We start from the raw sequence: 15,918 nt of genomic DNA on the forward strand, positions 1-15,918 counted from the left end.
TTTAAGTATTTATTTAATCAGTATTAGAATTAGCCCAGTTTCGATTCCATCCTTGATAAAGATTGTTTATAAATAGTTCCCATTCAGCTTTAGAACGGGAGATAGGATAAGGTACGGGACGAATTGGTTTACCGGAATTCCAAACAATTTTAAATTGTCCATCTGACCGAATTTTTCCAACCCTGACTGTTTTCCAGGTATGTTGGTTATCAGCATCTATATATACAACTCCCTGCGGTGCATTAAAACTTTGATCTTTGATATATTGACGAATTATATTGACATCATCTGTACCAGCATCTTTAACTGCTTGCGCCCACAAATAAACTCCGAAATATCCAGCTTCAATAGCGTCAGATGTAACTCTATTTTTTCCATACTTTGTTTTAAATTTTTCAATAAATTCAAAATTTTTATACTTATTAATAGTTTGAAAATAATTCCAAACTGCATAATCACCTACCACATCTTTACTGGGTAAAGACTTCAATTCTTCTTCAGCAATACTAAAGGAAATAGTAGGTATGATATCAGAGCTAATTCCTGCTTGTCTCAAAGCTTTAAAAAAAGCAATATTACTATCGCCATTAATTGTATTCAAGATGACATCTGGTTTGGTTGCTATAATTTTTTGAATGACAGGTTCTACTTTCTGACTACCCAAAAGTATATATTCTTCCCCTAAAATTTCTCCCTGTAAAGCGGTTACTTGGTCTGTGATAATGGCATTAGCTGTACGCGGAAAAATATAATCAGAACCGACTAAGAAAAAGCGTTTACCTAAATTATCAAAAGACCACTTGACAGCGGGAATAATTTGTTGATTTGGTGCTGCACCTGTATACACAATATTTGGTGACTGTTCTAGTCCTTCATACTGAACAGGATAAATTAGTAAATGATCGTACTTTTCAAATATAGGCTTTACTGTTTTACGACTAGCGGAAGTCCAGCAACCAAAAACTGTAACTACTTTTTCTTGAGTAATGAGATTTTCAGCTTGTTTTGCAAATGTCTTCCCATCAGATTTACCATCAGCAATAATTGGTTGAATTTTTCTACCCAAAATACCTCCTTTTTCATTAATTTCTCCAATGGCGAGTAAGGTAGCATCTACCACAGATTTCTCACTAATGGCCATTGTGCCAGTTAGAGAATGCAGAATACCAACTTTAATCGGTTTTTGAGAGAATTGAATCTGAAGATGAGTTAAAAAATATATTGTTAGTCCTAATGCAAAAGCTACTATTACAAGAATAATTTTTTTATTCATCAGTTTTTTAGCTATAAACTAATTAAGAAAATATTGAAGGGTCAATTGATTCAATAAATTCCAGTCAACTTTAAAGATTTTTATGGATAAAATTAAGAGGTGATTCATTGTACCATCTAACTGCCCTAAAAAAAGATACCCCTCACCTCAGACAGATGAAGATGTATAGACTCAGTATCTATAATACGAAACCCGGATTCATACTGAGAGTATGCCTTTAAATTCTTATCTAAATTTTCATATTTGGACGCTGACAACTACAGATGTCTACAAGACTCTAGCAACTACTCCTCAAGGTATCAGCGAGGCAGAAGCTAATTTAAGATTAAAACAATTCGGTTATAACGAACTTCCCGAACCACAAACACGCCCTTTAATACTGCGTTTCACTGACCAATTAACCCATTTTATGGCGTTGCTGTTGTGGATAGCGGGAATTTTAGCTTTTATTTCTCAAACTCCAGAATTAGGTTGGGCAATTTGGGCAGTGATTTGGATTAATGCTATTTTTAGTTTTTGGCAGGAATATCAAGCGGAAAAAGCTTTATCAGCTTTAAAAAAAATCTTACCTTCCCAAGCTAAAGTTTTTCGTGATGGCAAATTATCTGTAATTGCTGCCCGTGAATTAGTTAGCGGCGATGTCATGCAGTTGGAAGAAGGTGATAAAATATCTGCTGATGCCAGACTGATTGAAAGTCAATCTTTATATGTAGATGTCTCCGTACTCACAGGGGAATCTTTGCCAGTTCCCCGCATTAGCGAACCTGTCACCGCTGCAAATATCCATGCTTCCGAAGCGAGTAATTTGGTCTTTGCAGGTTCTACTGTGGCTTCTGGTCGGGGACTGGCGGTGGTATATGCAACAGGTACGCATACAGAATTTGGTCAAGTAGCCCATCTCACAGCCCATGTGCAGCGGGAAGCCAGCACTTTAGAAGTGCAGATTTCTAGGGTGGTTCACATCATTACTATCATTGCTTTGAGTATGGGGGTGGTGATATTTTTACTGACTAAGTTGCTGGTGGGAATGCAACTCAAAGAAAGTTTCATTTTTGCCATTGGCATTATTGTGGCATTTGTCCCCGAAGGTTTACTACCGACTGTAAGTTTAGCATTGGCAATTGGTGTCAGGCGCATGGCCAGAAAGAATGCTTTGGTGCGGCGCTTGTCTGCGGTGGAAACTCTGAGTGCAACAACGGTAATTTGCACTGACAAAACCGGGACTTTGACTAAAAATGAAATGACTGTCCGCCAATTGTGGATTCCTAATACTTATATTAATGTGACTGGGGTGGGTTATGAACCCAAGGGAGAAGTTGAGGTTATTACGGAAGAGTTACGAACCGCAGAGGCGCAGAGGGCGCAGAGAAATGAGGTGCGGTTAATTTTGGCTGGTGCAGCACTTTGTTCTAATGCGCGGTTAAATCATCCCCCTAATTCTAATCAATGGCAAGCAGTGGGTGATCCTACGGAAGCGGCGTTATTGGTGGCAGCAATTAAGGCGGGTTTGAAGTTGGAAGAGTTGCAACAGCAAGCGCCAAGAGTTCGGGAAATACCTTTTGATTCTCACCGGCGGATGATGACGGTTTTATTAGAAGGACATTTGCAGTTAGACAATGTTGGAAATTCTCAGTATTTGATTTTTACCAAGGGTGCAACTTTGGATGTATTGCAACATTCACGGTATTTATGGCATTCAGGGGAAAGGCTGGAATTGACGGAAACTCAGCGTGAGGAAATTGTGGCGGCTAATGATCAATTAGCTAGTCAAGGTTATCGTGTGTTAGGGGTGGCAATAAGGCAAGGTGGGGCGGAATTAAACCAGGCAGATAATAATTTATTGGAACAGGATTTGACTTTTTTGGGATTGGTGGCGATGATTGACCCACCACGTCCAGAAGTTGCGGATGCGATCGCTCTTTGTCATCGTGCCGGCATTCAAGTTACTATGATTACAGGTGATTATGGTTTAACAGCAGCTGCGATCGCACAACGCATTGGTTTAGGCAACGGTAAACCTAGAATTATCACCGGTGAACAATTAGGACACCTTTCTGATACTCAATTACGGCAAATTATCCACAAGCACAAAACTGGGTTAGTATTTGCCAGAGTCATCCCAGAACAGAAACTCAGGTTAGTTGAAGCATACAAAACCCTTGGTCATGTCGTCGCTGTCACTGGTGATGGTGTTAACGATGCCCCTGCTTTACGCGCTGCAAATATCGGCATTGCAATGGGAATTAGCGGTACTGATGTTGCCCGTGAAGCTGCGGATATTGTGCTGATAGATGATAACTTTGCCACTATCGTCTCTGCAATTGAACAGGGTAGGGCAGTGTATCAAAACATCCGCAAATTCATGACTTATATTCTCGCTTCCAATATGGCGGAGTTTTTACCTTTCCTCGCAATGGTGTTTCTGAAAATACCGCCAGCACTAGTAATTTTACAAATATTAGCTATTGACTTAGGTACAGATATGTTGCCCGCACTGGCATTAGGGGCAGAAAAACCAGAAGCTGGTTCAATGGAGTTACCACCCCGGAAAAAATCCCAACCACTGTTAGATTTACCTTTATTGCTGCGTGCTTACTGCTTTTTAGGACTGCTGGAAGGTTTGGCAGGTATGGCAGGATTTTTCTTCGTGTGGTGGACAAATGGCTATAATATTCCCCAATTACAGGCACTTAGCCCCAGTATTTTATCGCACTCAGCAAATGCTGCCACAATGGCTATTTATCACCAAGCAACGACCATGACTTTAGCAGTAATTGTAGCTTGTCAAGATGGTAATGTTTTTGCCTGTCGTTCCGAACGGTTTTCAATTTTGCGTTTGGGCTTTTTTACTAATCGTTTAATTTGGGCAGGAATTGCCGTAGAATGGATATTGATTCTCTCTATTATTTATTCTCCTCCTCTGCAAAAAATCTTCTCAACTGCATCTTTGAAACCATCTTATTTATTGATGTTATTGTTGTGTCCACCGTTGATTTTAATAGCTGACGAATTAAGAAAGCGAATTATGAGAAACGTTAACAGTGAAAGAAGTTCAGAATCGTAACAGTTGATGGAATCAACAACCAATCACCAATCTAAATACTGCATGATATACGCCTCTTTTAAGTCAGTCCTGTTTTTGATCATTGCCTTATCTTCGCTCCAAATACCAAAGATCTTCAGAAGATGGGTTATTTTCATCTAAGTCTCCAAAAAGCAACTTAGGGCGATACTGTGTATTAACGGCATTTGTTATAAAATTGGAATTACTGCCGTATATAAAAATAGCTTTGGCGTAATTGGAAAGATGGAGTTTATTTGTATCAGCAATAAACTGAAATTGACTGTCGGGTCTAAGATAGTGACTCAAACTGAGTATTCCTATTACGTTATTAGGATAATTGGGAGTAATACTAGTAATGCTAGTCATGATCAGAGGATGGTCATATTTGTTGATTATCCGGGCTACCATTAGGCTATTGCGATAGGTAGCCTGATTGAATGACACCTCTGATTGGGCAATTATAATACAAGACACCGAACCAAGGACAAGTAAGAAAGTGATGATCACTTGCCAAAACTTCTTGTACCAAGAATTTAAGGTTATTAGCTGTATATAAAATAGATAGGCAATAGATAGATTTATTCCTAAGTAGGAGGTAATAAAATAGCGCGAAGCTGCTGAACGTTGACCTTGACTGAAGAAGTCAGAGACAAGTAAAGCAGCTACCGTTATACCAATGAGGCTAAACACAAAAGCCCAAACAGACTTAGGTGCTGTACGCAACAAAACATAAAAAGAAAATGCTATGAGAACAAGTAAGAGAAAAGTTAAATAGGAATAACCTCCTCCTATATTAAAAAACACGTCTCTAAGATTATTAATTACCACTTTCAGTAAAACTGAAAAATCTACCTTTGCTGATGACCATTTAGTTGCATTCTTGACTGTATTCAAGTTGAAAATAATTGCTATTAGCCAGGGTATAAATGCTAGAAATCCCAAAATAGTTGCAATTAAATAAGCAATTTGAGTTTTATTTAAGCGAAAACCTTTGATAAAGAAAATATAAGCTCCATGACTAGCTACTACGAATACTGAGAACAGAAAATTATAAAGATTTAGAACAACAGAAATAGTATAAATAATCCAACTAAGCTTTGTTTGTATTCGTATTGCTCTGAGCAGCAAATTGCTCGACAACAGAATGAACAAAGCCCAGAGAGCAGGAGGACGAGCTTCTTGAGCATAAACTAAGTAAAAGGGAGAAATAGCCATCATAGCAATAGCTAATAACCCTACATAAGAAGAGTGAAATAATTCAAGACATAGCCAATAAAGACAGGGGAAAATTAACAGACTCGTAAAAACAGAAAAACTCCTTACCACTAGCACTGTATTGCCAAAATGGCCAAACCACTCTGTCCAAAGACGTACTGCTATGAAATAAATAGGTGTGTGCTGTGGTTCTTCAGTTACTAATGATTGGATAGTTTCAGTTAAGCTCTTTGCAGGACTAGGATGTTGGTACACCATCAGATCTGCAATGCTCACAATTGATCTGTTTGTAAGTTCTTGAGTAATATCTGCAAGACGATATCCAGCAATACGCATTAAAGTGAAAATTTCGTCACCCCAATATACGCGACTGTCAAGATGAATGCATCGCAATAAACTCCCAAAGACTATCACGATGACCAGGAAAAGATAGAACCAATTAGTTGATGAACTTGGAAATCTCTCAAACTTGCCCACAATAAGTTTACCAATTTAGAATCTTAAAACTGGAGTTTAGTGGGTGATAAATTTGTAGTCAAGACTCATGCAACCAGTTATAATTTTGGGGACAATTGACGAATTTTGGATGTAAATTGCTATGTTTTGAAGTCAGTAGGGTGCGTTACGGCTAATCCTCACTCTATTACAATCACCAATCTTTGCTGGACTGTAATACACAATCTTAATATTTACTTGATTATTTCTTCACATTTTACCAATAAATGTAAGAATTTTTGTGGGCTGGGCATTCTGCCCGCCCTTGTTTCATTAATATCAAATGCGCTGTAAATTCCCTACACACCTTCTCCTCTATTAAGTCTTTCTTCATGTTTAGTCATTACCCAAAGTGCATGAATACTACCGGGAAGCCAACCGAGAAAGGTAAGCAAAATATTAATTATCAAAGTTGGACTAACACCAACTGTCAGAAATACTCCCACGGGAGGTAAGAATAAACAAAGCAGCAAACGAGTTAATTTCATGGTGTTGTTTCTATCTATTTTTTCAAAATTACATTGATTTATGATTCAGTCGTGATATTAGTAGTGCTTGGTAAGCCTATATTCCTTTCTGCAAAGTATTTACTGATGAATGTATTAGCCAAAGATAGAACTACTGGCGCGAGAATAAAAGCGATAATTCCTTGGACTCTAAACCCAGGAACTAAAACTGATGCTAACCAAAAGCAGATTCCATTTACTATTAAGGAAAAGCCGCCTAAAGATACGAAGGTTAATGGTAAAGATAGGGTGGAAAGAGTTGGTTTAACTGAACTATTAATCAAACCAATTACTAAAGCTGCAATTATAGCTGCGGGAAAATTGGCGATATCAACCCCTGGAAAAATGATATCAACAATTAACAAGCTTAATGCTGTAACGAGTGCGGTTAAGAATGTCGCCCACATTATTTTTACCTCTGTAACTGCTATCTCTAGCTTTACAGCAGATTGAAGTTTTAATCTCTATTGATCGATAGGTTCGCTTTATATCGAAAGGAGGATTTTTGAAACGCAGAGGAACGCTGAGGTGAACGCAGAGGAACGCGGAGTATTTTTTAGTTATTCAGGTTGATGGTAGAGGGATGATTTATATAAAAGTTGTTCTTGGTGGGTTTATAATACGCTAGGTGACGATATATTTTTTTTCACGCAGAGTCACAGAGAAAATTTCTGGTTCTTGCGTGCGGTTTTCTTCTATTGTTTCACTGCTTTCATTGATAAGCCAATGCGTTTTAATTTTTCGTTGATTTCTAAAACTCTGACTTTTACAACTTGTCCAACTTTGACTATTTTATTGGGATCATCCACAAATCTATCAGCTAATTGGGATATATGCACTAACCCATCTTGATGTACTCCGATATCAACAAATGCACCGAAGTTAGCAACGTTGGTGATAATTCCTTCTAGTTCCATTCCCACTGTTAAGTCGGTAATTTCTTTGATTCCTTCTTTGAATGTCGCATATTTAAATTCTGCACGGGGATCTCTTCCTGGTTTTTCTAGTTCGTTGAGAATATCGCGCAGTGTGGGTTCTCCAATGGTGTCGGTAATGTATTTTTTTAAGTTGGTTTTTTTGAGGTTTTCGGCTATTTGTGTGACTTGATTTAATGGTACACCTAAATCATTAGCGATCGCCTCCACTACAGCATAACTTTCTGGATGAACTGCGGTGTTATCTAAGGGGTTTTCACTATCTCTAATTCTTAAAAACCCTGCTGCTTGTTCAAAGGCTTTTGGCCCTAGTTTTGTTACTTTTAATAGTTGTTTACGATTTTTGAACGCGCCATTTTGGTTACGGTAGGCGATAATATTGTTGGCGACTGTGGGTGTAATTCCGGAAACAAAGGTCAGCAGTTCTTTGGAAGCGGTGTTTAAATCTACTCCGACATAGTTAACACAACTTTCTACTGTTTCATCAAGTTTCTTTTTCAGGAGTTTTTGATCTACGTCGTGTTGATATTGTCCCACACCTATAGACTTAGGGTCTATTTTTACTAGTTCGGCTAATGGATCTTGTAATCTGCGTCCGATACTAATTGCACCTCTGACAGTAATATCTAATTCAGGAAATTCTTCTAGTGCAACTTTGCTGGCTGAATATATGGATGCACCAGATTCATTTACCATAACTTTAATGGGTTTACGGTCGCAGGTTGCTAATACTTCTGCAACGAATTCATCTGTTTCACGGGATGCTGTTCCGTTACCAATTGCTATTAGTTCTATCTGGTATTTTTCAATTAAGTTTTTGATGGTTTGGGCGGCTTTTTTCCTTTGTTCTGCTGCTTGATGCGGAAATACGGCTTGATATTCTAAGAATTTACCTGTTTGATCTAAAACTGCAACTTTGCAACCTGTTCTAAAACCAGGATCTATCGCTAAAGTCGGTTTCATTCCCGCAGGTGCAGATAGCAATAATTCTCGCAAGTTTGTTTCAAAGGTTTTGATAGATTCAATATCTGAATAGGTTTTCTTTTCGGAAATTACTTCCCCAGTCAGAGAAGTTTTCATCAGTCTGTTAAAGGCATCTTTTAACATCGGCTGATAAAAATCTCTAATTACGCGCACTTTGGTTTTAATTTCTTGGGATTCTAAATAGGAAATCACAAAATCTTCATTAAAATCAATTTCAAAACTTAAGATTTTCTCTGCTTCCCCTCTACACAAAGCCAGCATATTATGGGGGGCAATATTTTTGACTTTGATTTGATAATTACGGTACATTTCAAATTTGGTTGTACCTTCGGGATGTTCTTCTTTGATGCGGGAAACAAACACCCCTGATTCTAAAAGATAATCCCGTAAATAAGCGCGTAATTCTGCTTTTTCAGCAACTTCTTCTGCCAAAATATCTGATGCACCTTTTAATGCTTCTTCTGCGGTTTTTACACCTTTTTCTTCAGCAATGAATTTTGCCGCTTCTGCTTCTAAGTCAGCAGCTACTCCATTTTTAACATTTAATGATTTAATCAATGCTGCTAAAGGTTCTAGTCCTTTCTCCCTAGCGATAGTGGCACGGGTGCGGCGTTTTGGTTTGTAAGGTAAGTATAAATCCTCAAGTTCTGTTTTTTGCAAACAGGCAGTAATTTTTGCTTGGAGTTCATCGCTGAGTTTACCTTGTTGGGCGATCGCATTTAAAATTACTTGCTTCCTTTCTTCTAGTTCGGTTAAGTATGTATACCTATCAGCTAAGTCTCGCAATTGCACTTCATTCATCTCACCAGTGCGTTCTTTGCGATAACGCGCAATAAAGGGAATTGTTGCACCCTCGGCTAAAAGTTCCAGTGCGTTTTGCACCTGATTGGGTTTCAGTTCTAGTTCTGTTGCTAGTAGTTGAGGAATGTTCAACATTGGGTGAATATGATTGAAAATAAGTAGTCGTGCAAAATAAATTTTATAGTTAGGAGAGGGAATAGGGAATAGGTAATAGGTAATAGGTAAGGAATACAGACATTTTTGTTTTCCATCAATATGTACAATTAATTTTGCTTGGGTACTTATGTTCTAAAAAATTACTGAATTTAAGAATATTCATATTTTCAGATCAAGTATTGTAAATAAAACCTACTTAACTGTATAATCAGGATTTGTTATCTCTAATCCAGGTTGAAATTAGTTGATTTCACCTCTCGGCAGTTAGTTCAGGATTTAGTAAAATGCCTTTATTTTTTCTGATTCCACTCTTTACTGGGTTAATAACTGGCTATTTTTTAAACAAAAAAAATGACGAAATTGCGTATATTGCCGGTGTGTTTACGGCAGTTACTTTGATTTTATCGCTAATAATAGCGCCTTGGCAACTTCAGTTAGGTTTGTTGGTACTTGTACTGGTGGGTAGTAACAACCTGCTGCGGAAAATCTATTAGGAGTCAGAAGCAGCGGAGAAACAGAACGCAAGAGTAATTATAGCAGGTGACAGGTGACTCCAGTGAAAAGGCTTTTAGTGTCTACGTTTTATCATCTGTTGCTATAATTACGAATTACGAATTATTTTCTCCTCTCACTAAAATCACCGTGCTTTCCACACCAGAAGCAATAGTTTCGGGAATATTACCGTAAATTGCTTGCTGTAATAATCCCTCACGAGAAGCACCCAAAACTACAACATCATAACCTTCCGTTTTCACTAAGTTAATTACTCCTTCACAAACTGAATCTGCTTGTATCGGTGCAGCTACAACGTTACTGTATAAGTTCCGATGCCGCATTAACTGGCGAGTAGATTCTTCTAAAACTGTCATATCTGGCTTTAATTCTGATGGTTTAAATACTTGAGTGAGGCGAATTTCAGCATTATTTCCCAATGTTACTAAAGCTGGTAATAATTTAATTGCCATTCGTGCATTTGGTCCTCCAGCCATTGGTACTAACCAACGATTAAAATGGTTAGACTCAGAAAGAGTACCTAACTTAACTAAGACAACATCACAGGCGGCTTGACGAATTATAGTATCGACAACAGTACCAAAAATGCGCCCTGGAGTAGAAGTATTACCCTTCCAACCCATAAAAATCATATCAATGTGTCGTTCCTTAATTGTCTCTAAAATTGCCTGAGCAACATCATGGGCAACTCGAATCTGCGTATGTACGGGAATGTGCCATTTTTTTGCTAAGGCTTCCGCTTGTCGGAGTAAGCGGCGACTTTTTGTTGTTCTAACTTGAGTTTCAGACGGTGAACTGTGGCGAGATACAAGGATGATTTGTAAACACTCTAATTCATAATGGCGATCGCGGGCAATAGTAGCAGCCATTTGTAAAAGAGTATCTGCTGTATCTGGATTTGCGAATGTAACTAATAATCTACCTCTCCCAATACAAGGCGATCGCGTTTGGTACACTACATAAGAAGGTTCTGGTTGGGGTCCGGAAACTCCATTGTTACAGTTAAGATGATCTGCTTCCGCCCGAATAATATCTGCACGGGTAATAATTCCAATCAGTTTGTTTCCTTCTAGCACTGGTAAACGACTGATTTGATAACGATCTAATAAATAAAGTACATTACTCAATGTTTGTTTGGGAGTAACTGTCACCGGTTTCGGTGTCATAATTTCTTTTAACGGAGTATCTCGACTCTTAGGTATTTTTTGTAAATCTGATTGAGTGACAATTCCTACTAGTTTACAATTTTCTACCACAGGAAAACCCCGATGATGAGAACGAGAAAACGCCTGAATTAATTCCTCTACAGTCATTTCTGATTCTAAAGTTTCCACCCGTTGCTGCATCACATCTTGGGCTGTTAACTTAGTTAATACTCCTTCTATAGGGGCATCTTTTTCAATTTTGATGCCATTTAATAGTAAAAGTTTATCATACAGTGAACCAGGTACTACCTGATCTGCAACTAGATATGATGTGACAGAAACAATCATCAACGGTAACACCAAATTAAAATCTGTCGTCATTTCAAACACAATCACAATAGCTGTAATCGGGACTTTAGAAACGGCACTAAAAAATCCCCCCATTCCCGCTAAAGCGTAGGTAGTAGGAGAACCAAAACCCCAAATTTGAAACTCACACACTCCCACTAAATGTCCTAAACAAGAACCTAAAATTAGACTGGGTGCAAATAACCCTCCTGGTGCGCCAGAACCAAAGGCGATTAAGGTTAAAAGAAACTGCGTGATAAAAGTAATTGCGGCAAATAGAGGATTAGGATCACTGGCAATCATATACTCCCGTAAACCTGTATTGTCGCGGTAATATTCAGGCAGTACCGCAACTATTAAACCACACACTAAGCCAGCTAAAGCCACTCTTAGCGGTAAACTTATATGTAATCGGCGATAAGTTTTCACACTAAAAATTAAGCCCCGATTAAATATTGCACCTAGCAGACCTGCTAAAATACCCAATAGGAAGAAAATAGGAATTTCTAATAAAGAGAAACTACTCGAATAATCCATTAATTGTAGGTTGAGTTGCAAACTTCCACCGCCTAATAATCGGGAAATTACACCACCAATAAAACAGGCGATAATGGCAGTTCCTAAAGTTAGTCCTGAGACATCTTTTAGTAATTCTTCAATAATAAATAATACCCCGGCAATTGGGGCGTTAAAAGCAGCAGATAAACCAGCACCGGCACCAGCAGCAATCATTTGGCGGCGATGTTCTGGAGAAGTGGGAAAAGCGCGACTCATTCCCGCTGCTAAACTTGCACCAATTTGAACAGTTGGTCCTTGTCTTCCTAAAGTGATCCCCGAACCCAAAGAAATAATAGTACTGAGTAATTTTATACCTGCCACCCGCCAGGATAACTTGATGGGGATATTTGCCAGACTGGCTTTCACTTGCGGAATACCACTACCTGCGGCTTCTGGTGCTAATCTTTGCACCAACCAACCTGCTAAAAACCCAAAACTCATACCAATTAAGGGTAAAGTTAGCCAAGCAGGTAAAAAATGGGTACTATGTACTCGCCATGTCCCTAACCATCCTGAACCCTGTTTAAGTAATACAGCAGATAAAGCAGCGACAATTCCAATGAGACAAGCTTCAGCGTTAGCATATCCCATTGAGGATATCGCTAAACCTTTTCTAGGCTGGCACAAATTGCGAAACCGCTGGGTTAGCATCGCCAGGGAAATCATAAATTTTGAGGTTTTAATTTTTAAGTTTTAATTATATAAAGATTGAGAATGATTTTTTAAATAATCTTTTAGCCAGTTGTAACTTTGTGTGAGTAAATTATCTGGATTCAAATTCCATAAAATCAAATTACAAAGAAAGGCAGAGGGCAGGAGGCAGAAGGCTTTTATGTTTCTGTTTTCTGCCCTCTTAAAAACTTTAATTCTGGGTTTAAAGCCCAGTTTAAAAGAAAATGTTTTCCGAGGCACTCAGTGCGAGAAAAACAGCGTCCTTGCTTAAATCCCACCCTTTTAAGGGTGGGTTCTTTCTGCCCTCTGCCCTCGTACTTCTGCCTTCTGAACTTCTCACCATTGTCAATGTTTGTGGAATAATGAAATTCAAAAACCAGGGGCATTAATTCGGATTAAAGCCCCGAAACAAATGGGTAAACCTGATCTACTCAAAATAATACAGGAAGATAATTATGTAAAAGTGAAATGTGAATTATATCAGATTTATTTTAGCGATCGCTTGCATTGAATTTAGTTATCAAGTAGGAGTCAGGATTCAGAATAATTTTAGATTGTAGATTGTAGATTTTAGATTGGAGATGACAAAAACAATCCCTCCGGGTAATGCCTCCGGCACGCTTCGCGGTAAGCGCAGCTATGCCCGCAGGGCTTTACAGCAGTTGCACCCTGGGGGAAGCCCCCCTTCGGGGGTCTACATGGGGGAAACCCCCAAGACCGCACTGCTTCACCAAAATCCAAAATCCAAAATCCAAAATTGTGTCACCTGTCACCTTAAATTAACTATTTTTCCCAGTAATGGAAAGTCCTTCCACTATTAACGAAGGAGTATAACAAGAACCATTCCAATCTGCATCCCCACCCAGTTTAACTATTTGTTTCAGGGCTGTGTAAACATTACCGGCAACCATTGTATCTTTAACTCTGCCAATGATTTGGCCTTTTTTGACCAGATACCCCAAATCCACATTGATGGAAAAATCACCAGAAATTCCACCACTTTCTCCTAATATTTGATCCACAATTAAACCCTCATCCATATATTGAATTAATTTTTGTAGGGATGCAGTACCAGGTTGGATCAGGAAGTTAAATAAACCAGGAGTGGGATAGCTACCTAACCCAGGGCGAAAACCATTACCAGTGCTGCCAATACCTAATTGTCTGCCGGTGGTGCGATCGCTATAAAAATTCTTTAAAATTCCCTTTTCTACAAATATCAAAGATTTTGTAGGATTACCTTCATCATCAAAAGGACAACTGTAAGGCCCTGCTGCTGGGTCTTGGTAAAGGGTAAGAGTGGGTGCAACAATGGGTTGACCTAGCCTTTCTGCCCAAGGTGAAGCTTTTTCTAGCACTTGTTTACCATTTACAGCGGCTTGGACAGTTCCCCACAGCATATCCGCAGCTTTGGAAGTAAACAAAACTGGCAACCGACCACTAGGGATAAAAACGTTTTCTTGCGCCCAATTTAATCGCTGGAGAATTTGATGAGCGACTTTATCTGGGTTGAGTTCACCACGTTGGGTTTGTCCATCAGCAACACTTAAAAAATCATCACCCCTGACCCATTCTGCGGACATATAGCAGCTGAGGGTGGTGTCAGTATAATGACAATCTAAACCTTTGGTGTTTACTAACCTAGTATTTTCAACATCACATTCCCAATCACTGCTACAGAGAACATCAGAATAGAATTCACGAATGAGAGCGATCGCATTTTTGCCCCATTCTATGAGTTTTTCTACTGGTACAGCTTCCCCCAAGTCCGGGTAAACTTCCAGAGATTTACTGACTAATTCTACTGGTTCAGGTTGATTTAGTTGACTCAAAGCCAGCGATCGCTCTACCATCACCTGTGGATCCACAGAACCGTAAGCCACAGTCAGTCCAGGACGACCGTTTCGCCATAGCCGCAGTGCTGTACCTTCAGATTGACTAGTTTCTAGTTGTTTCAGGCGGTTAGCCTCAAAAAACACTGGACGAGAAAGCGATCGGGACTGATACACCTCCGCAGCCTCTGCGCCAGATTTTAAGGCAAGTTCTAGCAGCTGTTCCGCTAGTGTATCTTGTGACAAATTTGCAGAACCCATTTCCGTTGATTAATGATGGATTTTGGATTGTAAAGCTTAGATAGACGCTGGCCATTATCCCATCAGCGTGCCTCAACAGTTGTAAATTTTGGGGGAATTGGAGGAAGAAAGGGTGTAGGGTGTGGGGTGTGGGGTGTAGGGGAAAACGAGGAGCAGGGGAGCAGGGGAGCAAGAGAGAATAATATATTACCTTTTGCCTCTTGCCTCTTGCCTCTTGCCTCTTGTCTTCTGTCACCTGTCACCTACTATAAATTCACCTCTTGTAACAGCCAAAAACCAGCGAAAGATTGAGCTTGAGGATCAGACTGCACACCAATAAAATGCACTCCATTGGCTTTTTGTTTCGCTTCTTCAAAACCTTGAGCTTCTTTGAGTAGTTGGGGAGTTCTGATATTGGCCACAACCCAACTTTCTGTGCCACCTGTTTCTAAAATTAATCGTTCTCCTTGACTGGTATCAAATCGCAAATAAGCCATTTCTAAACCAGACATCCACCCAGCGATGGGTAAAGCCCTGGATGAAAAAATCAAAATCCCTGGAATGCGGGTTTCTGGTGTTACTTGGGCTAATTCTAGGGGGAAAGCTTCACCAAAGCCAATTTCCCACTCTGGCATATCCGCAAAATCACTGGCTTCTAAACTTACAAATGCCCATTGTTTTCCTTCCAAGGCATCTGGTAAACGTTGGGGTAAAGGTCTTTCTAAGCGCACAGAAGGATTAACTCCTCCTTGATATCCTGGTTCTTGAGGATAAACTTCCTCCAGCCTTTGCTGTAGCCATTGGTTGAGAACTAAAGTCCGCCGACTAGGTAAAGCCGGGATACCCAAATCCTCACAGGCTTTAGTAATCATATTATTCATTTGGCGACGGAAAAAGCGGATTTTGATAGGTGCTTCCCCGGCTTTATTAATCGCTTCTTGCAACGCTGTCCGCAACCAAACAGAATTTACTTGGGTACTAGGGCAATATTGAGCATAGCGAAACAAGGAATCAGTTTTTGTGCGGACATCCACAGGACTTTCACACACTAAGACTTCCCACAGTTTTTTTTGATTTGCGTCCAAAATCGGACGGGAGTAAAAATCGAGTTCCCAAATACTGCCCATGTTATACGATGAAATCTGGCGAGTTGATATTTTATGTTTTTACTGTACCAGTTC

General features: G+C 39.3%; 11 protein-coding genes. 3 read left to right on the forward strand and 8 right to left on the reverse strand.

Annotated features, from left to right (window positions below; all coding sequences use genetic code 11):
• Positions 1–13: 13 nt before the first annotated feature.
• Positions 14–1,273 carry an urea ABC transporter substrate-binding protein gene (gene urtA, locus A0J48_RS00865; RefSeq protein ID WP_200319423.1) on the reverse strand — a complete coding sequence of 420 codons (1,260 nt, stop codon included), beginning with the start codon at positions 1,271–1,273 and terminating at the stop codon, positions 14–16.
• Between the two features lie 211 nt (positions 1,274–1,484).
• On the opposite strand from urtA, the gene A0J48_RS00870 reads away from it, so the two are divergent.
• Positions 1,485–4,337, forward strand: coding sequence for a cation-translocating P-type ATPase (locus A0J48_RS00870; protein ID WP_200319425.1), 2,853 nt, complete (start codon positions 1,485–1,487; stop codon positions 4,335–4,337).
• Positions 4,338–4,424: 87 nt separating this feature from the next.
• Here the strand turns inward: A0J48_RS00870 and A0J48_RS00875 are convergent, their stop codons facing one another.
• The 4 genes from A0J48_RS00875 to A0J48_RS00890 form a co-directional block, all read right to left on the reverse strand.
• On the reverse strand, positions 4,425–6,029 hold the full coding sequence (locus A0J48_RS00875; protein ID WP_200319427.1) for a glycosyltransferase family 39 protein: 1,605 nt from the start codon (positions 6,027–6,029) through the stop codon (positions 4,425–4,427).
• 317 nt (positions 6,030–6,346) lie between these two features.
• Positions 6,347–6,535: a YqaE/Pmp3 family membrane protein gene (locus tag A0J48_RS00880; protein WP_200319429.1), complete on the reverse strand. Its 189-nt coding sequence runs from the start codon at positions 6,533–6,535 to the stop codon at positions 6,347–6,349.
• A gap of 38 nt (positions 6,536–6,573) precedes the next feature.
• On the reverse strand, positions 6,574–6,960 hold the full coding sequence (locus A0J48_RS00885) for a phage holin family protein (RefSeq protein WP_200319431.1): 387 nt from the start codon (positions 6,958–6,960) through the stop codon (positions 6,574–6,576).
• 288 nt (positions 6,961–7,248) lie between these two features.
• Positions 7,249–9,408: a Tex family protein gene (locus A0J48_RS00890; protein WP_200319433.1), complete on the reverse strand. Its 2,160-nt coding sequence runs from the start codon at positions 9,406–9,408 to the stop codon at positions 7,249–7,251.
• Positions 9,409–9,713: 305 nt separating this feature from the next.
• On the opposite strand from A0J48_RS00890, the gene A0J48_RS00895 reads away from it, so the two are divergent.
• Positions 9,714–9,923 carry a hypothetical protein gene (locus A0J48_RS00895; protein ID WP_200319435.1) on the forward strand — a complete coding sequence of 70 codons (210 nt, stop codon included), beginning with the start codon at positions 9,714–9,716 and terminating at the stop codon, positions 9,921–9,923.
• Between the two features lie 114 nt (positions 9,924–10,037).
• Here the strand turns inward: A0J48_RS00895 and A0J48_RS00900 are convergent, their stop codons facing one another.
• Positions 10,038–12,659, reverse strand: a complete 2,622-nt coding sequence (locus A0J48_RS00900) for a chloride channel protein (RefSeq protein ID WP_200319437.1) — start codon at positions 12,657–12,659, stop codon at positions 10,038–10,040.
• A 358-nt stretch (positions 12,660–13,017) separates the two neighbouring features.
• Here A0J48_RS00900 and A0J48_RS00905 point away from each other — a divergent pair, with 358 nt between their 5' ends.
• The gene (locus A0J48_RS00905) at positions 13,018–13,176 is read left to right on the forward strand and encodes an AAA-like domain-containing protein (protein ID WP_200319438.1); all 159 of its coding nucleotides are present in this window, start codon (positions 13,018–13,020) and stop codon (positions 13,174–13,176) included.
• Between the two features lie 268 nt (positions 13,177–13,444).
• Here the strand turns inward: A0J48_RS00905 and A0J48_RS00910 are convergent, their stop codons facing one another.
• Together A0J48_RS00910 and A0J48_RS00915 are read right to left on the reverse strand one after the other, a co-directional pair.
• Positions 13,445–14,758, reverse strand: coding sequence for a TldD/PmbA family protein (locus A0J48_RS00910; RefSeq protein ID WP_200319440.1), 1,314 nt, complete (start codon positions 14,756–14,758; stop codon positions 13,445–13,447).
• Positions 14,759–15,003: 245 nt separating this feature from the next.
• Positions 15,004–15,864: a Tab2/Atab2 family RNA-binding protein gene (locus A0J48_RS00915; protein WP_200319442.1), complete on the reverse strand. Its 861-nt coding sequence runs from the start codon at positions 15,862–15,864 to the stop codon at positions 15,004–15,006.
• Between the last annotated feature and the right edge of the window lie 54 nt (positions 15,865–15,918).

The organism is Sphaerospermopsis aphanizomenoides BCCUSP55 (assembly GCF_001586785.1).
Classification (GTDB): Bacteria; Cyanobacteriota; Cyanobacteriia; order Cyanobacteriales; family Nostocaceae; genus Sphaerospermopsis_A; species Sphaerospermopsis_A aphanizomenoides_A.